Annotated in this window: 13 protein-coding genes and 1 tRNA gene; 12 read left to right on the forward strand and 2 right to left on the reverse strand. The window is 66.7% G+C overall.

Features of this window, described 5'->3' with window-relative positions:
• Positions 1-21: 21 nt before the first annotated feature.
• On the reverse strand, positions 22-474 hold the full coding sequence (locus ACQPY4_RS40890) for a GatB/YqeY domain-containing protein (protein WP_433330651.1): 453 nt from the start codon (positions 472-474) through the stop codon (positions 22-24).
• Between the two features lie 77 nt (positions 475-551).
• Between ACQPY4_RS40890 and ACQPY4_RS40895 the strand changes: the two genes are divergently transcribed.
• From ACQPY4_RS40895 to ACQPY4_RS40910, 4 genes are all read left to right on the forward strand, one after another.
• Positions 552-1448 (forward strand): metallophosphoesterase, encoded by an 897-nt coding sequence (locus ACQPY4_RS40895; protein ID WP_433330653.1) that lies wholly within the window; start codon positions 552-554, stop codon positions 1446-1448.
• Complete coding sequence (locus ACQPY4_RS40900; RefSeq protein ID WP_433330655.1) at positions 1445-2086, forward strand: class I SAM-dependent methyltransferase; 642 nt, start codon at positions 1445-1447, stop codon at positions 2084-2086. The genes ACQPY4_RS40895 and ACQPY4_RS40900 overlap by 4 nt, the downstream gene beginning before the upstream one ends.
• A 79-nt stretch (positions 2087-2165) precedes the next feature.
• Positions 2166-2239 (forward strand) — tRNA-Pro (locus tag ACQPY4_RS40905).
• Between the two features lie 326 nt (positions 2240-2565).
• Entirely contained in the window at positions 2566-3252 is a 687-nt protein-coding gene (locus ACQPY4_RS40910; RefSeq protein WP_433330657.1) for an aKG-HExxH-type peptide beta-hydroxylase, read from the forward strand.
• A 1049-nt stretch (positions 3253-4301) separates the two neighbouring features.
• On the opposite strand, the gene ACQPY4_RS40915 is transcribed toward ACQPY4_RS40910, so the two are convergent.
• On the reverse strand, positions 4302-4502 hold the full coding sequence (locus ACQPY4_RS40915) for a hypothetical protein (protein ID WP_433330659.1): 201 nt from the start codon (positions 4500-4502) through the stop codon (positions 4302-4304).
• 960 nt (positions 4503-5462) lie between these two features.
• Between ACQPY4_RS40915 and dpdE the strand changes: the two genes are divergently transcribed.
• The 8 genes from dpdE to dpdD are packed head-to-tail and all read left to right on the forward strand — an operon-like array spanning position 5463 to position 22990.
• On the forward strand, positions 5463-8774 hold the full coding sequence (gene dpdE, locus ACQPY4_RS40920) for a protein DpdE (protein WP_433330661.1): 3312 nt from the start codon (positions 5463-5465) through the stop codon (positions 8772-8774).
• Positions 8761-11352 (forward strand): protein DpdF, encoded by a 2592-nt coding sequence (gene dpdF, locus ACQPY4_RS40925; protein WP_433330663.1) that lies wholly within the window; start codon positions 8761-8763, stop codon positions 11350-11352. Before dpdE ends, dpdF begins: the two co-directional genes overlap by 14 nt.
• Positions 11352-12248, forward strand: coding sequence for a protein DpdG (gene dpdG / locus ACQPY4_RS40930; RefSeq protein ID WP_433330664.1), 897 nt, complete (start codon positions 11352-11354; stop codon positions 12246-12248). The genes dpdF and dpdG overlap by 1 nt, the downstream gene beginning before the upstream one ends.
• Positions 12241-15276 (forward strand): protein DpdH, encoded by a 3036-nt coding sequence (dpdH, locus tag ACQPY4_RS40935; protein ID WP_433330666.1) that lies wholly within the window; start codon positions 12241-12243, stop codon positions 15274-15276. Before dpdG ends, dpdH begins: the two co-directional genes overlap by 8 nt.
• Positions 15269-15952 carry a hypothetical protein gene (locus ACQPY4_RS40940; RefSeq protein WP_433330668.1) on the forward strand — a complete coding sequence of 228 codons (684 nt, stop codon included), beginning with the start codon at positions 15269-15271 and terminating at the stop codon, positions 15950-15952. The genes dpdH and ACQPY4_RS40940 overlap by 8 nt, the downstream gene beginning before the upstream one ends.
• On the forward strand, positions 15949-20436 hold the full coding sequence (gene dpdJ / locus ACQPY4_RS40945) for a protein DpdJ (RefSeq protein ID WP_433330670.1): 4488 nt from the start codon (positions 15949-15951) through the stop codon (positions 20434-20436). Before ACQPY4_RS40940 ends, dpdJ begins: the two co-directional genes overlap by 4 nt.
• On the forward strand, positions 20433-20954 hold the full coding sequence (gene dpdK, locus ACQPY4_RS40950; protein WP_433330672.1) for a phospholipase D-like domain-containing protein DpdK: 522 nt from the start codon (positions 20433-20435) through the stop codon (positions 20952-20954). Before dpdJ ends, dpdK begins: the two co-directional genes overlap by 4 nt.
• Positions 20951-22990: a protein DpdD gene (dpdD, locus tag ACQPY4_RS40955; protein WP_433330674.1), complete on the forward strand. Its 2040-nt coding sequence runs from the start codon at positions 20951-20953 to the stop codon at positions 22988-22990. Before dpdK ends, dpdD begins: the two co-directional genes overlap by 4 nt.
• Positions 22991-23010 lie beyond the last annotated feature (20 nt).

Genomic DNA, 23010 nt, shown 5'->3' on the forward strand with positions numbered 1-23010 from the left:
CGGCACCATCCCACGGACCGGTCAGGCGAGCTGCTTCTTGACCTCGGCGGCGACCCGTCCGCCCTCGGCGCGGCCGGCGACCTTCGGGTTGACGACCTTCATGACCTGACCCATCGCGCGGGGGCCCTCGGCGCCGGTCGCGGCGATGGCGTCCGCGACCAGGGCGGCGAGTTCCTCGTCGGAGAGCTGGGCGGGCAGGTACTGCTCCAGGACGCCGTTCTCGTCGCGCTCGGCCTGGGCCTGCTCGGCGCGTCCGGCGTCGGCGAAGGCGGTCGCGGCCTCGCGGCGCTTCTTGGCCTCGCGCGTGAGCACCTTGACGATGTCGTCGTCGGACAGCTCGCGCGACCGCTTCCCGGCGACCTCCTCGTTCTTCACCGCCGTCAGGACCATGCGCAGGGTCCGGGTCCGCAGCTCGTCGCGGGCCTTCATCGCGACCGACAGGTCGGCTTCCAGCTTCTCCTTCAGGGCACTCATGGTCACATCATGCCGCTATAGCCCCGGGAGACTCATCAGGATTACCTCGCGGCGCACACTTCTGAAACGATGGGTCCGTGCGAAAGCTCTACGCCGTCCCCCTCGGGCTGGCGGCCGCCGGTGCCGCCACATTCGGCTATGCCTCCGTGATCGAGCGCAACTGGTTCAGGCTGCGTCGCTTCGAGGTGCCGGTCCTGCCCCCAGGCCGCCCGTCCATCAAGATCCTCCACCTCTCGGACGCGCACCTCACGCCCGGCCGGAGGCGCCTGATCAACTGGGTCCGCTCGCTGGACGCCCTCGAACCCGATCTGGTGATCAACACCGGCGACTCCCTCTCCCACCGGGACGCGATCGGCCCCTTCCTGGACGCCCTCGGGCCGCTGCTCGACCGTCCGGGCGCCTTTGTATACGGGTCCAACGACCTGTACTCGCCGGTGTTCAAGAACCCGACCCGGTACATCTGGCGCACCAGCAAGTCCGACTACAAGAAACACAGGCGCGAGCCCGACCTGCCTTACCGCGAGCTGGGCTCGTCCCTCCAGGCAGCCGGGTGGCTCGACCTCAACAACCGCATCGGACGCCTCAAGGTCGGCGACCTCGACGTCGAGTTCGGTGGAATCGACGACTCGCACATCAACCGCGACCGCTACGACAAGATCGCGGGCCCCGTCGATCCCCAGGCCGACATGCACCTGGCGGTCATGCACTCGCCCGAGCCCCGCAACATGGACCGCTTCGTCGCCGACGGCTACGACCTGCTCCTGGCGGGCCACACCCACGGCGGACAGGTCTGCGTCCCCTTCTACGGGGCCCTGGCCACCAACTGCGGCATCGACCGTCCCCGGGTGAAGGGGCTGAGCAAGCACCGCGGCTCCTGGCTCCACGTGTCCGCGGGCCTCGGCACGTCCCCCATGGCCCCGATGCGCTTCTGCTGCCCGCCCGAGGCGTCCTTGCTCACCCTCGTCTCCCGATGACCGACCCGCGGACCCGCTGGAAGACCGAACGCCTCCAGGCGTCCGCCTACGACTTCGCCGTCAACCACCGCGCCATAGCCAAGCCCCTGGCCCGCCTTCTCTGGTCCTACGACATCGACGAGCTCTGGCGCAGCATCGCCCAGATCCCCCCGGACGCCACCATCCTGGACGTCCCCTGCGGCGGCGGCCTCACCTTCAAGACCCTCCGCGCCCCCAAGCACTACGTGGCCGCCGACCTCTCCCCAACGATGCTCGCCCGAGCCCGCAAGAACGCCCACCGCCACAACGCGACCGTCACCCTCGTCCAGGCCGACATCACGAAACTCCCCTTCCCGGACGCGACCTTCGACACCTGCGTGACCTACAACGGCCTCCACTGCCTCCCCGACCCGGCCTCCGCCCTCAGGGAACTGGCCCGCGTCCTGCGTCCCGGCGGCGTCCTGCGCGGCACCACCCTCATCCGAGGCACCGGCAAACTCCACGACACCTTCCTCACCCTCGGCCGCCGCACGTCCGTCTTCGGCCCCACCGCCACCCTCGCCGACCTTCGCACCCACCTCCTCACCGCGGGCCTGACCACCCCCACCCTCACCCGCTCGGGCGCCGTAGCCGCCTTCACGGCCGTTCGCCCCGAATAATGGTGACGCAGCACCCCGGACTATCCGCTAAAGTGGTCGAGGCGCCGGGAGGCACGTACGACTCCCGGGCAGCCACCACCGGGGTGTAGCGCAGCTTGGCAGCGCGCTTCGTTCGGGACGAAGAGGTCGTGGGTTCAAATCCCGCCACCCCGACAGATAACGCCAGCTCAGAGGCCGGTTCCTGAAAACCAGGGACCGGCCTCTGATCGTTTGTCCGTCAAGTGCGCAACCGCAAGCGAAACCTGACCGAGTTCACGACCGCCAACAACGTGTCCATGATGGGCGGCTGGACCTGATCCAGGCGCCGGGCCAGAAGGGAGAGGCATCCCTCACGCATTTCCTGAACTCCCGCACTCCGTGGAGTCGGTAGCCAGGCTGGTCCACGCATCCGGGGATGCCTTCCCCTCCGCGCCCGGCCTGGCCAGCGCCTACCGAACACCCTCACCCAACTCCACCCGATCGCCCCACCCTTGACCGGCGTGGCCATCAGCGACGAGAGCGACGACTGGGGCAGCTACCTGGTCAACCACCACGTATTCGAGAACATCTTCGTCGGGCTACAACCAGTTGGGCAGCTCCGCCGCCGGGCCTGGTCGGGGCAAGTCGAACTGGCCCTGGCCTACACGCGGGAAACGTTCCCCGCGCTGGGCTACCTGTGCGACCTGCTGATCACCAACATCGTGCTGCTGAACTCCACCTCCACCGGCTCCGCGTCCCATCTACCCGGCCTGGTAGCCATCAGCCCCGGTCCCAACTGGGGCACGTACGACTTCGCCGAGACCATCGTGCACGAGATAACCCATCTCAACCTGTTCATCCTCGACATGGTGAACAAGCTCTACCAACTCCCCACCGAAGACCTCGCCCGGCAAGAGAACCGCGTCGTCAGCGCCGTCAAGATCGGCGAACTCCGCCCCTTCGACAAGGCCTTCCACTCCGCCGTCGTCGCAGTACCCCTCATGTACATGCAAGATGCCCGCGGCGACAGCGCGCTCGTGGACGCGTTCGCCGAACCACTAAAGGACTGCTGCCAAGGCCTGGAAACCGAGCGGGACCCGTTCACCCCTTACGGCCAGACCCTCCTGGACGAACTGTCGGAGTTCGCGCGCACGCTCGACTTCGGCATGGTCGAGACCAACCTGACTCGTGACGGACTGGCTGCCTAGTCCTCGATGGTGATTCCCAGCGCCGACGTCAGGGCATTCAACAGGCTCAACGCGGCCGTCGGCCGGCAGCGGCAACGCCGTAGCCGAATTGTGATCCCTCGTCCACCGTCGGTGGGCCTGCGGCCGGGCTGGACCTCCGGGCTGACGCGCCGCTTCCGTCACTCAGGGCCGTGGGCCGCCCCTGCGCTCCAGGTCGGCTTGTCCTCCGTTTCGTGGGCTGAGGCGGACATGCGTCGAATGGGCGACGCGGATGGGAAAAACTTCATTCTTCTCCGCGCGAGAGCACCGGATGAATTCATTTTCAATACCTACTTCTTTGCAATGGCGAAATACCATTCAGTGATACCTAGGAAGAAGGTAGTTGTGCCGCCAAAAGTGACGGCCCCCAGATCACTGCTGCCCGGACAGAGGTGGTAGGGGTTTTGAAGGCCCACGTGCCAGCTATGGAGATGATCATGCTGGCCATGACGACGAATGCCAGGATGATCAGCGCGGCGTGCTCACCCATTGTTCTTACTACCTAACTCCAGTCGTTGCGGGGGTATGGGCGCGCCACAGCCTGGCGACCTTCATGGTCGTCTCCTTCTACTTCCCCTCCTGCTGCTTACATTGAGACCCACCTGTGGGCATGTCATAACTAGAATCAGGTTGATTGTATGCAAATAGCAGTGGTCCCGAGAAACGATAACTGAAAATCTCCTTCGCGGCCTTTTCGGCTTGAATGAAAAGCTTGGCTAGTTGGCCACTAGCGGTAATTGACGCCCTGCAGTTGGGCGAAAGTGATAGCAGTTCCCGCCAGATCTGTGGAATGACGGTGTGCGGCATCGCCAGACCAGGTCATCCTCGTCGGAAGGCGGTGTGCGTCAGGCCGAGCCGCTTCCGGGGTTCAGGCCGTGGTCAGCCCTGCGCTCCGGGCCACTTGGCCTCTGATGGTGCGCCCCGCCGCGAAAACATCCCGCTGAACGGCCGCCACACCGGCCGCGGCCCCACCACCGCACGCTTCCCGCAGCGGCTCGGCGGCGTGTGCGGTGCCGACTCCCCAGCCGACTTCACACGCGGCCCGACAAGCGGCTCGGCCTGCCGACCCGTTTCACACCCAACACCAACTCGGTGCCGTTTCCCGGGCGATCACCAGCCGCGAGATCAATGTTCCTCGGCGTCAACTGCCGCTCCAACTCCACCATCTGCTCGCGGACCCGCTCGCGTGTCACCGCCTCCGCCGCGCGAACTCCTCCAGCAACGATCCCCATCACAACCGCCTCGACCTCGCACGGTAGAAGATGGATTCAGGGACGCAGGGGCACGATGAAGCTGATCAACTCCCGGTCGAATGCCTCAATCGGCTGCCCGACCCGGAACCGCCGCAGGTCGTGATGGCTCAGGAAGTAGGCGTTCCGGCCTCGCGCTTACCGGGTGAGGACTTAGGGCGTGGGCTCCGGCGCCCGCAAGGGCGGCGATACCCCGTTGAGGTCGCCGTCGAGGATGACGAACGAGACCGTGCTGTCGGTCAGTCGGCCCAAGTGTCGATCGTCGCCTCGAATTCGGCGGACCGGACCGCCGAAATACTGTACGCCCGCATCCCAAGCCGGGCCCTGAACCAGGACGTTGGGGAGGACTGGGGGAATGCACGAAGGGTGCTCGTGTGCCCTGTCATAGCCAGAGCGGACGGCTGTGGGAGTACTCACCATGGCTCTCCTTGCTTGCGGCTGGATGTCTGATGCCGATCAGGCTTGGTGAGAGGGCCGCATCCAACAGTGAGAGCTCCTCGCGCCGCACGCGAGAAGATCTCACTTGAGGCGCACTGACCTTGGCATATTCGCCGGTGAGGTCCTCGTCAACACACAAGCTCCTTAGTCGGCACGGTGTGCGATCGGATGATCACCGAAGCCGATCTCACGAGGATGCTCGCCGTCTCCCTCTGCAAACAGCTCAACTGCGAGCGCCGCCCACAAGGACTGATCAACTGGAGTCCGCCCGCGAGACAACACCCGTTTGCGCCGATTCCGTCGGCATCGCGATGTATATATGGAATCTGGCACGCCAGGGGTCGGGGAGGCCCGGGGTCTGGGTGTCTGCGGGGGCTTGCCACGCAGGGCCCGAGGCCGATAGTCATCTATGTGAGGTTTCAACTGCCTTACTGAACATCAACTAGTGGAGTGAGAACCCTTCAGTGCGGGTCTCCGAGATTGAGCAGAAGGGGGACTCGAGCGGTGCCTGATCGGTTCACCGTGGGCCAGTTGGTCCAGTACGCGGGATCACCTGGAGTCGGAAGAATCGGTACGATCGAGGGCCGACATGCTCAGGTCGAGTTCTTCGAATCGGTAGCCGCGCCCGTTGCCCATTCCGAGCAGGTGGCCCTCGTCGATTGCCAGGCCGTCGTTCTCGCTGCTGAGACACGGGTCTATTGGAAGAATCCGGACACGGGTGACTGGCTCGCCGGACGGGTCACCGCCATGGTCGATGATCGCTGTTTCGTCCGGTTCCCCAATGCCGCCTATGACCGCCCTGTCCCGACGAACGAACTTCGGGTGCGGTGGGATCGGCCGATCGCCGATCCTGTCACTGTACTGACGGCGGGCGGGAACGAGTCTGCTTACTTCCATGCAGCCCGGATGCCGTTTCTCCGTGACCTGGTGGCGCAACGTGCGGCGAGCGCGAACATCTCGGCCCTGTCCTCTTCTGCGGTGGAGTTCTTCTCGCATCAGGTTCACGCCGCACTGACAGTCCTGTCCGACCCGGTGCAGCGGTATCTACTCGCGGACGAGGTCGGGCTGGGCAAGAGCGTCCAAGCAGGCTTTGTCATCCGGCAGACGCTTCTTGATCATCCCGAGGCGTCGGTCTGTGTCGTGGTCCCGGAGGTTCTCCGGCGGCAATGGGCTCGGGAATTGCACGAGAGGTTCTTCATCGGCGACTTCCCGTCCGCCACGGTGAAGGTCGTGGCGCATGAGACTTCGGAGCGTTGGGTTGCCTACCACAAGAGTGATCTGGTGGTGGTCGACGAGGCGCACCGGCTGGTGCAGGCGAGCGGGCCAGAGGATCCCTCCTATCGGGCGCTGACGGATCTGGTGCACTCCTCGCCCCGGTTGCTGCTGCTGTCGGCGACCCCGGTCATGTCGCACCACACGACCCAACTCGGGCTGCTGCATCTACTCGATCCCGAGTTGTACCGATGGACCGACAGCGAGGCGTTCGAGCGCAAGTACCGGCTGCGGGCACAACTGGCCAGGGAGGTCCACGCCCTCGATAGCGACTTCACCTATCTCCTGCCGTCGGCGATCGAGGACATCGGTGCGCTGCTGCCCGCGAGCGACCGCCGGTTCGCCGAACTGAGCGTCAAGGTCCTCGAACTCCTGGACGAGGACGACGAGTTGCGGCCCGACGCCGACCCGGCGGAACTCAAGATCCGCACCGGGGCTCTCCGGGCGCACATCAGTGAGGCCTATCGGCTCCACCGGCGGGTCATCCGTCATCGACGCCACACCGTCGCACACGAAGACCCGGGCCCGCAGTTCCCGCTGTTCGAGGTGCGCGGCCGCCAAGAACCCCAGACCCTGGTGCTCGACGATGCCGGCCACGCCGCGGGGGGAGATGCGCTGTCGCGGTGGCGGTCCCAGGTGTGGGACGCCCTCCTCAACGCGGGAATGGAATGCCAGGCGCCCGCGTACGCGATGGTGCTGGCTGTCCTTGTCTCGCGCGCCGGTGTATCGCCGGAGGATCTCGCTGCGGCCCTGGCCTGGCGGATCGAAGGTGACCAGAGGGCGGCAGACTGGGCCGGGCTGGACGCACGCGAGCGAGCACTGCTGCGCGAACCGACGGTGCTGGAGGCTGACCGAGCGGCGTTGGCGGGATTGCGCACGTTGCCCGGCGGATTCCGCCTCGGGAAACGACATCTCGATGATCTGATCGACACGATGCTTCCGGCCATCAAGTCCAGGCGCCGAGCGGTCATCTTCTGCGGTCCGGGACGCCTTGCCGGAGCTCTGACTGAGCGCATGCGGCAGCGATTCGGGAAGCTGGCCGTGTACGAACACTCCCGCCGGGTGGATGCCGACGCGGCCGAGAAAGCGATTTCCGCATGGTCGGTGCCTCCGAGCAAGCACCCCGGCAGCACAGTATTGGTCGCCGACGACTCGGCCGAGGACGGGCTGAACCTCCAGGCGGCCGATGCCGCCGTGCACGTACGGTTGCCGTGGTCCGCCAACCAACTGGAACAGCGGCTCGGACGTGTCGATCGTTATCAGGCCCCAGGCAGCGGCGGCCCTGCCGGACCCGCGCACCAGTACCTGATCGGAGACCTTGACGCGGAGGACTCGTTCCTGCAGGCCTGGGCCGTTCTACTGACGGACGGATTCAAGATCTTCACCGAGTCGGTCTCCACTCTGCAGGACGCGATCTCGGAGGGGCTCGTCGAGGTGTGGACCGCTGCGCTCGAGCAGGGACCCGAAGGACTGCTCGCTATGACGGCGCCGGTGCAGACCAATCTCGGGGCGGCACGCGATGAGATCGACAAGCTGGACATGCTCGAAGCCGTCCACGAGACCGCCGAGGAGGCCAGGGAACTCACCGAGGCACTGCTGGAGGTGGAGGCCGCCTGGCGTGAGATGCGCACGGCCATGTTCGGCTACGTGGCGAACAAAGGCGGCATCAAACTCCGCCATCACGACCGAACCGTGGCCGGCTGCGAACGGGAGGTCTTCGACCTCTGGCAGTCTCACCCGCTACTCGACCCCCGCCGCTGGTTCGATGCCCGATCGCGGGTCTCCCAAGAGATGGCGCAGGGTGCTTTCAACCGCTCGGCAGCTTTCCGGGCCCCAGGCACCCGGCTCCTGCGCCCGGGGAATCCACTGGTCGACATACTCGCCGCAGCCGTGTATCACGACGATCGCGGGCAGGCCTCGGCGTTCCGCAGGATCGATCCCACCCATGACGGGCCGGCGATCGCGTTCTTCGGCTTCGACTACCTGATCGAGGCAGATCTGTCCGGGGCGCTCAGCCTGGTCGCCGATCAGGCCGGAGCGAGCCTGGCGCTGCGGCGGCAGGCCGACCAGTTGCTGCCACCGTTCACACTCAGGACTTGGATCGAAACGGGCACGCAGTCGCCCGTCACAAGCGCGTCGGTGACAGGCTGGCTTGAGCGGCCCTACGACAACAGACGCGACCACAACTACAACGCAGAACGGATGTCGCACTTGCTGGAGGTGTTCGGAGGCTGGGCCGGCTACCGCACCGCCGCCGTAGACGCGGAACACCTCGCGCGTGCCCATCTGGCCGACGTCACCGATCTGGCTCGCAGGTGCGCCCGTGCCCAGGACCGATCCCGGCAGCGAGTCGCGGTCACGCTCGCGCAGGCACAGGCCCGCCAGGCCGCTGGTCATCTGGTCGGTGACACCGAAAGCCTGCTGACCGACGCGGCGGTGACCGACGCGCTGGTGGAGGGGTTGTCCCAGCCGGCGGTAAAGGTGATCGCCGCCACGTGCATCATCCGCACCGGGCGTGAGGTGGTACGCCGTGTCGGCCAGTGACTGGGTCAAGGCCAAGCATCTCTTCGCGGCTTGGCCCGGCCATCAGCGCTCCAACGACGAAAGCGGCACGCTGCGCCGATTGTCGGACGCGCTGGCGCAGATTCAGGACGGCCGCACCGGTTGGCGCGACATCGCGACGCTGACCAGGCAGGTGCTGTTGGAGGCCCATGCCCGCGGCAACGAATCTCCGTTGAGAGTACCCGCCGACCCTGCCCTGCCAACGATCGAGCAGTGGTGGCTGGCCGGGTGCCAGGCACGGCAACTCACACCCGGCACGATCACTGTGTCGGCCCGTCTCTGGCATCCGGACGTGCCCGAGGGCCCGGCGGCCAAGGCTGCTGAGGCAGACCTCCAGCAGGTCTATCTCGGCCACGACTCCAGGCAGCGTCTTCGGTTTGAGGGCGTTCCAGGGGATCCCTTCTGGTTCGCCGCGGTGGGCTATGAGCGTTACTACTCGGTCGGCCAGCGCCAGGCGGCACGTTCGGTGGTGCTGGCACCGGCGGGAAGCACCACGATCATCTGCCTTCCAACTGGGCATGGCAAGACTCCGGTGGCGCTGGCTCCGGTGCTGCTCGGCGGACAAGGCCGCGGCGTTGCCGTGGTGGTCGTGCCCACGGTCGTGCTCGCCCTCGACATGGAACGCCGTGTCCGCGAACTTGTCGACGGGCAGTCCGTGAACTCACCCACTGGCCGCTACGCCTACACCGGCAGCCTTCCGGAGGAGGTCAAGCGCCAACTGGTGGACGATATCCGTACCGGACGCCAGCCGGTGGTGTTCACCGCGCCGGAGGCGGTGGCGAAAAGCCTGCGCAAGCCGCTGGACGATGCCGCCGAGGCGGGCCTGCTCAGCCACTTCATCATCGACGAAGCACACCTGGTCGAGCAGTGGGGCAACGAGTTCCGGCCTGAGTTCCAGACAATGGCCGGCCAACTGCGCGGCTGGCGGCGGCGGGCACCCGAAGGCCGGGAACCGCGCGCGGTGGCCATGAGCGCCACCCTCACCAGTGCGCAGGTCGAGACCTTGGAGTTCCTGTTCGGTGGCCCCTCGGGAGCGGAGGTCGTCTGGGCCTCGCAGTTGCGCGGCGAGCCGAGTTACTACATCGGCTCGTTCGGTGATGAGCAGACCCGGCGGGAGGATGTGGTGCGGGCACTGACCCTTCTGCCCAAACCGTCGATCCTGTATGTGACCAGGGTCGAGGACGCCCGGGAATGGGCCGCACACCTGCGGGATCTCGGGATGCGGCGGGTGACCGCTGTCACCGGCGGGTCGACCGATGACGAGCGGCAGAACGCCATGGAAGGCTGGGCCGGTCGCAGCGCGCAGGGACCGGCGCCGACTTACTACGACATCGTGATCGGTACCTCTGCTTTCGGTCTGGGAATCGACCTCGCCGATGTCCGCACCGTGGTGCACGCATGCCTGCCCGAGACCGTGGACCGTTACTACCAGGAGGTCGGGCGCGGCGGACGCGACGGAAACCCGTCGGTGGCCTACATGGCCACCGCCCCACGGGACTTCCGCTTGTCGAGTGACCTCAACGCCCAGGCGATTCTCCGGCCGGAAACGGCGTGGGAGCGGTGGAACGCCATGTTCCATCAGCGTCTGCGCCCCGATTCCGGCGGTATCTACCAGCTGAATCTCGGATCGCTGCGAGCCAGCCTCGCGACGGGATACGAGACCAACCGCAAGTGGAACATCCACACGCTCAACCTCATGGTCCGGGCCAAGCTGATCGAATTGAGGTCGCCCGAACCCCCTGCACCGGCTGACGGGGAACCACCCGACGCCTGGCGTGTCCGGCTGCAGGACTATGTCGAGACGCTGCCAGTCAGGGTCGATGTCCGGCTACTTGACGGCGGCACGAATGATCACCGGTACTTCACCGACAAGATCGCCGCGGCCAGGTCAGGCATACTGGACGCGCAGCGAGCTGCTTTGCAGCGGCTGCGCGAAGCGGTCAAGGGCAGCCGATGTGTCGCCGACGTTCTCGCCGATTATTACGTCCTGCAGCGCCCTGCAGGGTCACTGCCCACCTCTGCCGCCTGCCGCGGATGTCCTCATTGCCGTGCCACCCGAGAACCGCCTGACAGCGGCCACCTCTACACCGAACCGTGGCAGCCCGACCCCGACCTCGCGGCCTGGCCCGGCGTCCCCAGTGACCCACTGATTTCCTTCCGCGGGCAAGGCCAAACCAGTCTCAGCATCTATTGGGCCGACGAGGACGAGTATCAAGACCTCGTCGCTGACCTGGTGACTCACCTGTGTCGAAGGGGGATGTCCATCGTCGGTGGTGATGGTCTCGACGCGGGCTCCCTCGCCCGCATCCAGCAGAACACCGCGCCGCATCCCCTCATCTTCGACGCCGAGGAGGACCTCCTTGCGGGCTTCCCCGGCCCCCGCATCCAGGTGCTGGGCGGCCAGCAGATGAGTACCACCGAGGCTGAACGTTTCTGGAGCACTGACATCACCTATTTCGTGCACGCTCGCCACCTCCAGCACCCCGGCAAGGCTGGCGTGCGCCTCACCGACGTGCACAGCAGCAGCATTTCCGTCCGAACCGCCTTGAGGTCTCTTTAATGACACTGATCAACGATCCGGCGTCGCGGCCTGCTCCGATGTGGGCGGTGGTGCGATTCCTGGCCGCCGAGAAGCGGCCTGTCGCCACCGACCGCGCCAAGAATCTTCTGACGCCCCCCGGGTTGGTCGGGGATGACCACAAGATGTTCGAGTGGGCCGTGGACACACTGAAGAGACTTCGGTTGGCGGAGGAGACACCAGAGGGGCACCTGCGGCTCACCGGCCCCGCCGCCCATCTGGGCGTGGCCGACTACCGGGCGTTCACCGGCGTGCTACGCGACGCGGTGCTCGCCCCTGAACTCAACGCCGGGTTGGGAGACGACGATAGCCAGGTTGAGGCCCGTGACCTGACCCGAGCCTTGTGCTGGTTCCTGTCGCTGGACCCCACAGGGGAAAGCGTCGGCCTCGGCAACTATCCCCGGCTCCAACTGAACGTTCTCAGCCCGGTGGTCGGGAACGCCATTGAGAACAACAACCGCTGGAACTACTTCAAGGTATGGGCCCCCGCGCTCGGGTTGGGGGCGGCGGCGCTACCGATCAGCGGTGACGCGAGCCACCTGGTGCCCGACTGCACACAGGCCGTCAGGCAGGTAGCGCAAGCGCTCTGGAGAGCTGCGGACACGGTGAGCGCCGTGGAGGTACTGGACAGGCTGCGGGCCGCCTTGCCGGTGCTGCCCGGCGGTGCCTATTCGACTGCGGTCGGAGTGGCGTCCCCCGGCGACACCGTGGCTGGGCCCGCGCTCTCCTTCGCCCTGCTACGTGGGGCCGACGAGGGTTGGTGGAGTCTGAAACGCGACGCCGACGCCAGGCGCTTCCTCAGCATCCACGATCCCGACCGACCGTCCTCCCCGCATTCCTGCAGTTCCATCACGATCTTCGAGGATCTTCATGGCTGACCTCCGCGGCCACCTGTGCTGGGCACCTGAAACCGCCTCCGCGACCATCAACACCGAGGCGGTCAATCCGTCCCCGGCGGTGTTCCTGGCCACGCACACGCCGCTGCGCATCCGCCGGGCCCGCATTCAGGGTCGCTCGCTGATCCCCATGGACGGCACGGCCGACGAGGGCACCGTCCTGGCCGACTTCCTGGAACGGCGATCAGCGACCGGGGCACTGTTGATGCCGGTGGTCGGCGACACCGGCTCGGGAAAGTCCCATCTCGTCCGGTGGGTGAGGGAGAACATTCCCGCGTCCGGCGACCGCCAGGTCATCTACCTGGAGAAAACGCAGACCAGCCTCAAAGCAGTAGTGAATGCGCTGCTGGAAGGAGTGGACAGCGAGTCACTGAGCAAACTGAGAGCCGACATCGACTCCTTCAGCAGCGGACTGGACGAGACCGCGCTGGCCCGGCGAGTGATCAATGCGCTGAACGAGGTGCTGGCGGCCACCTCACCCCGGGACCTGTCGGGTGCGAATCGGATCCTGGCAGGACCCCGCGGCCTCGCCGTGCTCCTCCAGGACCCCCATATTCAGGAGCATCTGCTGGGGCCCGGCAAGTACATCCCGCTGCTGGCCGCTCAACTGCTACACAACCGCGACGCAGGCTCCCCCGAACGTCCCGCCGGTTTCACCGTGGACGACCTGCCGCTGAAGGTGCAGGAGATCGACAAAGCCGCTGAGGTCTCCAAGGCGCTACTGTCCAAACTCCTGTCCAAGCCGCACCTGCGTACTCCGGCTGTCGACCTGCTCAACCAGCACATCGAGACAGCGATCCAGAACGTTTCCAGCCTGGGCTCTGGTCGGCTGCAGCAGGCGATGCTCGAGGTACGGCAGGAGTATGCGCGCCAGGGCAAGGAGATCATCCTGCTGGTCGAGGATTTCGCCTTGGTCCAGGGCGTGCAGCGCGAACTGCTCGACGCACTGACCGAGCCCGCCGTTCGTGAGGGCACCACCCGGTACGCGCACATGCGCACGATGATGGCGGTGACCACCGGCTACTTCACCGATCTTCCCGAGACGGTTATGAGCCGGGTGTCGGCGGCCACCACCGGATACCTCTACGACCTCGACCTGATCTTCGACCGGCAGGACGACGGCGCCGAGCAGATCGCCTCATTCGTGGGCCGTTACCTGAACGCGGCGCGGACCGGCCAGGAAGAACTACAGCGGTCCGGCGGACACCGTGTACCCAACATCTGCGAGACATGCCCGGTCAGGACCCCCTGCCACGACGCCTTCGGCCACAGCCAGGAGGGCCATGGCCTCTATCCCTTCAACCGGCCAGCGCTGCTGCGGATGGTCCATTCGGTGGCCCCGGCCAACCAACCCTGGGCCTTCGTCCCCCGTACAGTGCTCAGCAACATCGTCCGCCGGGTCCTGGTCGATGACGCCGCCGAGATCAGCGCATGCACCTTCCCCGATGCCGCCTTCAAGGAGCGTTTCCCACTCGGACCGGAGGATCCGCCATTGACCTCCGCGGTGTCGGAGCTGGTCAACAGCTACGATCAGATCGACCCCCAGCGCCGCAACAGGGTGCTGGAGTTCTGGGGTGATGCTCCGGCCGACCCGGCTGCGTTGGATCCGGGCATCCTCGAGGCATTCGGACTACCTCCCCTGCCCGATGAGGCCAGCCAGCATCGTCCCCCGGCTCCGGAGCCCGCCCCATCCGTCAAGGGCAGGCCCCCAGCGGGGGAGAACACGCCCTCTCCAGCCCTGCGCCGCAAACTCGAGGCCATCGAGAACTGGGCCACCCGCAACCTTCCACTCCAGCAGGCCATCGCAGGTGAACTGCGTGCCCTTATCGGCGAGACGGTGTTTCGCCGCTACAACTGGTCGCTGCCACTCATGAAGGAGATGGGGAAGACAGAAGCCTCGCGCGCCTGGCCCAACAACTCCATCGTGGTCTCCATCGAGGGGGCGGGCGGCGAAAACCTGCCCGGGACGGCCGCCGCCCCCATCAAGCTCAAGCGCAACACCCTCAACAGCCAGTTCTTTCAGAGCCTGCTGCTCGCCCGGGACGGCTCGGGCACTCCCAGATCCGAAGATATCCGGCGGCTGGCCCGCTTCGCCGACACCAAAGCCACGGATCTGGCAGCCAGGCTCCAGCAGAGCTTTGAGATCTCTGACGCCGACCTCACCGCAGGGTTGCGAGCCGCACTGATCGGCGCGGCGCTCGCGGGGAAGGCCTGGCCCGGCATGGACGACGCCGACTTGCTCAGCGCCGCGCTGCACGACGGCCGCGGCTGGACGCGCGGCGACCACACCATCCGCACCGCTCAATGGCGCCAACTGCTGGAGCATCACCTGAACCAGCGCAAGACCCTTGTGGAGGGACTCCGCGCCGGCCTCGGCCTGTCGCAAGGAATCGGGGCCGTACAGATGATCGACGCGGCCCGGGCCCTCCCGTTGCTGCGGCAGGCGGCCTCCAACTGGACCTGGCGCTCACCGGAGCAGGTTCCCGAGTGGGTGAAGCGTGCGGTCATGGGCTTTGCGACCTGGGAGGAGCGCATCGACGAGCAGAACACCGAGTTGGTAGCCACGCTCGGCAGGGTCCGCCGGCACCTGCCACGAGAAACCAGCGGGCGAGACAGTGTCGAAGCCGTTCAAGCGGCGCTGAAGGAAGCGGACAAGGTCGGTCTGTCCCCCACCGGAGCCCAGCAGAGGAACCGCCTGGAGGCGCTCACCGCCGAAGCTGCCAAGGCCGACTGGCAGGTCGTTTCGGCTCTCGAGCGGGACCTAAACAAGGCTTCCTCAGCCGATGCCGACCATGCAACGGCGGCGCGAGTCCATGCGGCCGTCCGGGACCGCGGTGCGTCGCTTAACGCCATTGAGGCGTTCCTCACCGAGGCGGACCAGTGGCTGACCACCGCGCTGAGCGACGCTTCCGCCCGAAGCGACCTTGCCGGTGACGCCGCCGCCAGGGATGTGCAGACGGTGCTTAATGAATGGGCCGCGTTGAGCGAGGGGAAGAGCAACGATGGCTGACGGAAATTCCGTACTCGACAAGGCCCTGCAATTGCAGGGCGAGGCCCGCCGACTGGATCTTGGACGCAAGGACGTCCAGCAAGCCGAACGCATCGCCGAACGCGTTCACACAATCCGCGCCGCGCTCGGCGAACTGCGCGGCAGAGCCGACCTGGCCCGCACCCTCTCACAGCGGACCGGTGCCCGCATCGACCTATCGGGGCTAAGCAACGGACACCGGGAACTCGCTCGCAAGGCCGCGGGCGGGCTCCCGAGCAACAGTGCCTTCAACGCCGCGCACCAGAAGATTAAAGAGTCGAGCGATGGGCTCCTGGCCGAGATCCTGGACGTCTGGCGAACCTGGACGGCGCAGCGGCTGGAGCAGCTCCCTTCGAGCAGGATCGCGATGCTCGACGGGGCCCAGCAGAGGGCGGCGCGTTCTACCCTCAACAACCTCAGGACCTGCGCTCGCTCCGCCGACCTCACGGCCACCGACATCGTCATGTTCGTCACAAAATACGAGGGCCTGGAAGACCAACTGGCGCAAGCCCAAGACGCGCCCCCGGCCCTGCTCGACCTGCTAAACCGTCTGAACACGGCCCCCTTGGTGCTGCGGGAGGTGAGCGACGAACAGATCGCGTTGCTGCGCCGCTACTCGATGGACGTTGAGATCGAATTGCGCAGGAGGAACTCGTGACACCACGCCTGCACACGCGCTTGGCCGGTCACCTGCTGGATCGGCTGGAGGACCTCGAACTTCCGCTGCTGGCGTGGGGAGTCACTGCCGGTGCCCTGTCCAGGGACGAAGTTCTGGAGGTGATCTTCGAATCTCTCCTGGATCACCCGGACGCCCCGCAGAACGCCACCCCAGAAGATGTCCTGGGCAGGCTGGTCGACATGGCGCTCCTGCATCCCGTTCCGGATTCGTCGCCCTCGCGGTATCGGACCCGCTTCGCCGAGGCGCTGCGGCTCACCACCCAACTGCGGCAACTTTTTCCCTGGCATCTCGACGCCGACGGCACCTCGACCCGCTGGTGGACACGTGGGCACCGCCTCGTCGCCGACTACCGGCTGCACACCACCGCGCGCCGATACCCGCGGCGGGACATCTCTCCGACTCACGCGCTGGCGGCGTTCCAGGAGATCCCGCGATGGGGCCCGGTTCACGAACACACGGCCGCCGCACAGATCGGCGATCGGAGCCTCGCCAGGTTCCAGGTGGCGGCAACGCAGGCGGTACTCGGCTCCCTCACCCGCGGGCGGTCGGCGGGCGTGATCGTCGGTGCGGGCACGGGCAGTGGCAAGACGCTCGCGTTCTACCTGCCCGCCTTGGCCGCCATGGCCGAGCAGGCCCGCCCCGGATACTCCCGCGTTCACACACTGGCCCTGTATCCACGGACAGAGCTGCTGCGCGACCAGCTACGCGAGGCCCTGTCCAGCATTCAGGCGATCGAGCCCGCCCTGCAGCGGAATGGCCGACGCCCTCTGCGCATCGGTGTCCTCTACGCCGACACCCCGCGGACCGCGCATGAACTCGACGATTCGAACCCGAGGCGCACCGCGGCGGCGCGGCGGTGGCATCGGCGCAGCGGCGGGGTGATCTGCCCGTTCCTGACCTGCCCGCAATGCTCCGACGGTGAACTGCTCTGGAACACGGCCGACCGGGAGGCCGGTTCAGAACGGCTGCTCTGCCTGGGCTGCAGAAAGGTCGTTCCGCCGGGCCGCCTCGCGCTGACCCGCCGATCACTTCAAGACAATCCGCCAGATCTGCTGTTCACTACGACCGAGATGCTCAACCGGAACGGCTCAAGCCCGGGTCTGGGTCGTCTGCTGGGCTGGTCGGGATCGCACTCCCCGTCGCTGGTCCTGCTCGACGAGGTACATACCTACGCCGGTCCGCAGGGCGCCCAGGTCGCCCTACTCCTGCGACGATGGCGGCACGCGGTACGCAAACCCGTCACCTTCGTCGGACTGAGCGCCACGCTCAAGGACGCCGGCCCGTTCTTCGCCCAACTCACCGGCCTGCCCGGCAACGCGATCGATTACATCGAACCGGCCCCCTCCGACCTGAAGGAGGAGGGCCGAGAGTACGCGATCGCGCTGCGCGGGGATCCGGTCTCGGGCGCCAGCCTGCTGTCCACGTCAATCCAGACCGCGATGCTCTTCGGCCGGATGCTGGATCCGCAACGTCAACCGTCCCTGTTCGGTTCAACCGGTTTCCTGTTTACCGACGACCTGGATGTCACCAACCGCTTCTATGACGACCTGCGCGACGCCGAAGGCGGTCAGTCACGTGGCGGAATCCGGCCCGGCGGGCGACGCGGGAAGGTGCTGGCGGGACTGCGCTCCCCGGACCTGCCCCAGCGGGCGGCACGCCATGACGACGGGCAATCCTGGGACCTCGCCGAGAGAATCGGGCATCACCTCGATCCGGACCTGGTGACCGGGGCTCTGCAGATCGGGCGCACCTCCTCCCAGGACACCGGCGTCGACCCGAACGCTCAGTTGACCGTCGTGACCTCCGCCGTGGAGGTAGGATTCAACGACCCTCGCGTCGGCCTGGTACTCCAGCACAAGGCACCCCACAACCCGGCCTCCTTCATCCAGCGCAGAGGCCGGGCGGGCCGCAGCCGCGGCACACGCCCGCTCACCATCGTCACACTGTCGGACTTCGGCCGCGACCGCCTGAGCTACCAGGGCTATGAGACGCTTTTCGCGCCCGAACTCACCGCGCGAAACCTCCCGATTCACAACAGGTACGTCCTGAAGATTCAGGCGACCCAGTCGCTGCTGGACTGGCTCGGCCGTGACCTACGGCGCGCACATACCCGACAGGATCCCCGCGTGCTGCTCACGGCACCCAGAGGCCAGTTGACGGCCATGGATGTGCAGGCCGGCCAGTGGCTCGCTGACCGGCTGGAGCGGCTCCTGTCCGACAGCGCCCTGCAGGACAGGCTGGCTCGCCATCTTCAGGCGGCCCTGCAGGTCAGCGCCGACGAGGCCCAGGCTCTGCTGTGGGACCAGCCTCGTTCGCTGCTACTTGCCGTGGTTCCGACCGCGCTGCGCAGGCTGCGCAGCGCGTGGCAGCCGCTGCGCGACGATCCGGGGGCCGTGGCCGGGGAACTGCTCCCCGAGTTCGTGACACGTTCGCTGTTCGCGGCGCTCAACCTCCCTGAAGTCGAGTTCGACCTGCCGTTCGAGACCGGAAACGACGATGAACGGCTGCCCGTCGCCAGAGCACTCAATGAAGCCGTCCCGGGCCGGGTAAGCAAACGCTACGGCTACCGGCGCGACGAGCACCGCACCTGGATGCCCGCTCCCGAGCACAGCGACCAACTCGAACTCGACCAGGCACTCATTCCCCGATTCCAAGAAGAGGGGACCTGGCACCCGCTCGGCGCCGATCCTGCGGGCCTGCTGGTCCTGCGGCCCTTCCGGATGCGGCTTCACCAACCTCCCAAGGAGGTGGCGAGCCGCTCCCAAGGCACCCCCCTATGGGGCACACAGATCGTCGTGCCCGACGAGGCCGCACCCGATGATCAAGAGGTTACCGGCGCCGCCCCGTGGCAGCGGAACCTGCACGTCGGCTTCGCCACGCACGCCACCGGGAACCCGATCGAGATCCGCCGGATGACCCACGGGGCCGACTGCGAGGTGGTACGCGGGCGTTCCAGCGACCGCAGGCGCATCGGCTACACCCTCGAAGGTCGGCCCGCCGCCCTGGGATTCAGCCTGCAGGTCGACGCAGTCCGTATCGGGCTGGGCCCACTCGACCTGACCACTTCCCGCATTAGGGAATATTTGGCCTCTCCCCAATGGCGGTCCCAGGCATTCTTCCATGCGGTGGCCGAGGACGAGACCCTCGCCGAGGCGGCTAACATCTTCAAGCGCGACTGGCTCGCCCTGGTCTATCTCACCGCCTTCGCCCTCGCCGGACTGGACGGCACCACCGCCCCTGAGCAGATCCGGATAGCACTGTCCGGTGGTTCCTGGCGCGACGATCTCGCGACGATCCTTGGCGTGCTCTACCGCGAGGACGAGGCCGCCGAAAGCCAGGCCACCGCCCGCCTGGTCGCCGACCTGACCGAACTCAGCCACGACGACAGGGTGATCAGCGCACTCGACCGGGCAGGGCAACTCCTCACCGCCCCGGACGTGGCCGCCCGCACCCAGGAGCAGGCCCGCCGCGCCTACCGCAACACCTTCGCCGCCGCCGCGCTCGCCGCCGCGCTACGGGTCTGCCCCGACGCGCAGGAAAGAGACCTAATCGTCGACATCGTCCCGGGGACCGGCCCCGGCTCGGCCGACACGATCTGGCTGTCGGAGACCTCGATCGGAGGGCTCGGGGTGATCGAACACCTAGTCCGCTCCTACACCGCGGCCCCAGCACGTTTCTGGTCCCTGGTCGCCGGTGCCCTGCGGCCAAACGATTACGAGTACATCGACGCGACCGTCACCCGGCTCTTGCGGCACATCGTGACCGACGAACCCACAGGTACTGCGGCGGCCGCCGTCGAGCGGATACGCAACTCGCCCTCGGCCTCCGAAGCCGACCATGCCCTGGGTAATCTGCGGGCCGCCTGGGCCGAACTCGACGGAGCCCCACGCCATGGCGCGGTCGCCACCGTCTCGACCCGGCTGCTGCGCCCTGGAAGCAACCGGGAGACTGACGAGAGCGCCCTGCGGATCCTGGACTCCTGGGCTGCGCTGGAGAGACGGCTCGGCATCGAGATCGATGCCCGCGTGATCGCTTACGCGGTCGGCTCCGGGCGCCTTCAGGTGAGTGCCGTGCCTCTGAAGGCCGACCAGGCATTCAGCATGATGTGGCCGCGCGGTGCGCAGGCACGCAGCCACCATCTGCAGCACTACCAGCCGTACTCCGGCACCAGGGCATTCCTCGACCGGCTGCTGGTGGAGGCCGCCCATGACGAGCGGCTACCACGGATCGAGGTGACCGAATCCGGCTGGGAACAGCAGTACAAGAAGGTCATGGCCGAATCCGGGGCCGCCGACCTGTTGTGCCCTGCGGGTGACCGCCGCGCCCTGAGTGATGCTCTAGCCAAGGTCCCGACGATCCGGGTGGACCGTGACGTGCTTCGGGTCCACGGCGAGATCGAGCATGTCACCCGAGCCGGCAACCAGTACATCGCACGTGTGGTCCTGCGGGAGGCAGAGCTGTGACGGATCGGGAACGCACCCTGCGTACCGGCAGCCGGATGGGACTGCGGGCAGACTCCACCCTCGGCGCCGCCCTGCTGTCGGAGCTCATCCATCCCGGGCCGGTGCTCTGGCTGGTGTCAAGCTGGATCACCGACGTCGAAGTGCTCGACAACGGGCATGGCGCGTTCGACGCGCTGCTGGGCGACGACCCGCCCACCACGTGCAGGCTGTCGCAGATACTGGGCTTGATCGGCTCGGCGGGGGCGGACGTTCACGTGGTGACCAGGCCCATCCCGCATAACCAAGCCTTCATCGACCGGCTCGGCACCACCGTCCACAGCCAGCGTCTGCGGCTGACGCTCGATCCCAAAGTCCACGAGAAAACTCTCTGCGGCCGCGATTGGATGCTCAGCGGGTCCATGAATTTCACCATCAGCGGGCTCGGCGACAACGAGGAATCAGTGACCTACCGCGTCGGTGATTCGGCCGTCGCCCAAGCACGGCTGGATTTCGCCGCGCGATGGAAGGACAAGGTGTGACCGGCCAGAACACTCCCCAGGCCACGCCGGACGACGAGAGCGTCCGCGTTGAGGTTTTGCTCGAACGCTTCTTCGGGGCCGGTAACGACGCCGCTGAATGGGGCGAAGCGATCAGGCCGTTCGTCGACACGCTACGCAGTTCGGCGGACGCCCCGATCGTGTTGCCCCGCTTCCACGCGGACACCCGCGATTTCGCAATGTACGTCATCACCCGCTCCCCTACCGAACTTGCCCAGGCACGAGAGTTGGTCAGAGCATTCGTGGGCCCCACTTACAGTACCGGCGGCGACACCATTCCGGAGGCTCTCGACTCCGATGACCCCATCGACGCCGCAGTGATCGACTTCGCCGGTCCGCAGAGCACATTGGTCATCCGGACCAGCTCGCACCAGCCTTACCGGCCGAAGTTGCGCGCGGCGCTGCAATTGATGCAGAGTACGGCCGCCAGTCGGCCGGCCAGATCCTGGACAGTGATCAGGCCACTCGGCCGACTGCTCGCTGAGTTCGATGCAGCACTTTCCGCCGGCGGCGTGGCGTCCTCGAATTCAGCCCTCGAACAGGTCATCGCCCGCGGTGGGATCAGCGCCACCAACCTCGCTCATCTACGTATCAAGCGGTTTGACCGGCTGGGTCTGGGGCACGACCTGCTGGCATTGAACGGCCTTGCCGAAGTCATGCGGCAAGATCCGCCGCGGCCCGTTACCGAAGCGGTCCTCAACGCCGTGCACAGCACGGCGCTGCGCGAGCCGTTGAGCCAGGGCGACATCCCCGGAGCTTGCGACCGGCTTCGCGAGATCAATCTCCCACTGCCCATTAAGGCCGACGTCGGCTTCTACAGCGACGAAGCCGTCACCGTCATGCTCACGACGGCAGTGGGACGAGGTGATCCTTCACAGCTTGCCCGCCTGGTCGCGGCGTTGCGTCAGGACGACCGCCAGGGCTCGGTGCCCGACATTGTGTGGCATAAGGCCACCGCCCTGGTGCAATCCCAGAGCCCTCACTCGCCCGTTCCCCAGGAGACAGAGCCCGGCGCAACGCCGGCGATTCCCGCTCCGGAATCGACCCCGGATCTCGGCGAGCCCTCCCAGCCGGACTCCTGGGGCGAACTCTTCAAGAGTCTGGCCGTCCCCGGCCCCGGACATCGGGCCGCGCTCGACGCCCTCCGCCACGAGGTATGGAGGGACTGGCCCCCTCTGCCGGATTCCGACGAAGAGCTCTCGCACGCCCTCGCGGCCTTCGACGACACCGCCTGGAACCGGGCATGGGCGGCCGTCGGGGCAATCATCGAAGCGATCGGCAGCGCCGACACCGCCCCCGGCACGGTCCGCGAGTTCATCACCTATGCGCTCACTTTCAACAAGTTCTCGGCCGCCGACCTGGTCACGCTCCAGGCACTCACCGAGATCTTCCTGCGCGCCCGTCCAGTCGCCGACGCCTACCGTTCGCTGCTTGAGGAGTTGCGAGACAGTTGCCCTCAATGGGTCTCCCCGGAGAACGCCGATCCGGCCCTGGATCTCGCCGACCGGTTGGTACTTGCCGCCTGCCCCGATAACAACGCTCGGCTGAGCCTCGCAGTCGCATTGCTCACCCCGCTACACCGCTATCAGGGCCGTCTGGACGATTCCATCCTGCCCTTCGTCCGACAACTTTCCGATGAGCTGGACCTCCCCCTCGACTGGCCACAGGAGGAACCTGCCGAGGAAGACGACGGTTTCGGCGACCTGTCCGGGCGTTCCCTGCTGCTGTACTCCCTCGACGAGGCGGTTCTTGATCGTGCCTCGAGAGCGTTGCAACAGCAGGCCCCCGACCTCAAGATCGCCCTTTCTTCCGACAAAGTGGGCCATCCCGCACTCAGAGAAAAGGCACGGCGCGCCGATGTCATCACCCTCGCTACTAGATGCGCCACTCACGCCGCAACGGGATTCATCACCACACACGCCAAGACCGCCGAAATCACCTACGCGGACGGAAGCGGCTCGGCATCGCTGCTACGGGCAGCGACGAACGGCCTCAAGGCGCTACAGCAACCGGTGTAGCCACCACGTGCATCGAACCG

The organism is Spirillospora sp. CA-294931 (assembly GCF_050946795.1).
Lineage (GTDB): Bacteria > Actinomycetota > Actinomycetes > Streptosporangiales > Streptosporangiaceae > Spirillospora.

What these genes read in the sequence shown, in the direction of transcription:
- ACQPY4_RS40890 (WP_433330651.1), bottom strand. Translation starts at nt 474, where the DNA reads ATGAGTGCCCTGAAGGAGAAGCTGGAAGCCGACCTGTCGGTCGCGATG.
- ACQPY4_RS40900 (WP_433330655.1), top strand. Translation starts at nt 1,445, where the DNA reads ATGACCGACCCGCGGACCCGCTGGAAGACCGAACGCCTCCAGGCGTCC.
- ACQPY4_RS40915 (WP_433330659.1), bottom strand. Translation starts at nt 4,502, where the DNA reads ATGGGGATCGTTGCTGGAGGAGTTCGCGCGGCGGAGGCGGTGACACGC.
- dpdG (WP_433330664.1), top strand. Translation starts at nt 11,352, where the DNA reads ATGACACTGATCAACGATCCGGCGTCGCGGCCTGCTCCGATGTGGGCG.
- dpdH (WP_433330666.1), top strand. Translation starts at nt 12,241, where the DNA reads ATGGCTGACCTCCGCGGCCACCTGTGCTGGGCACCTGAAACCGCCTCC.
- ACQPY4_RS40940 (WP_433330668.1), top strand. Translation starts at nt 15,269, where the DNA reads ATGGCTGACGGAAATTCCGTACTCGACAAGGCCCTGCAATTGCAGGGC.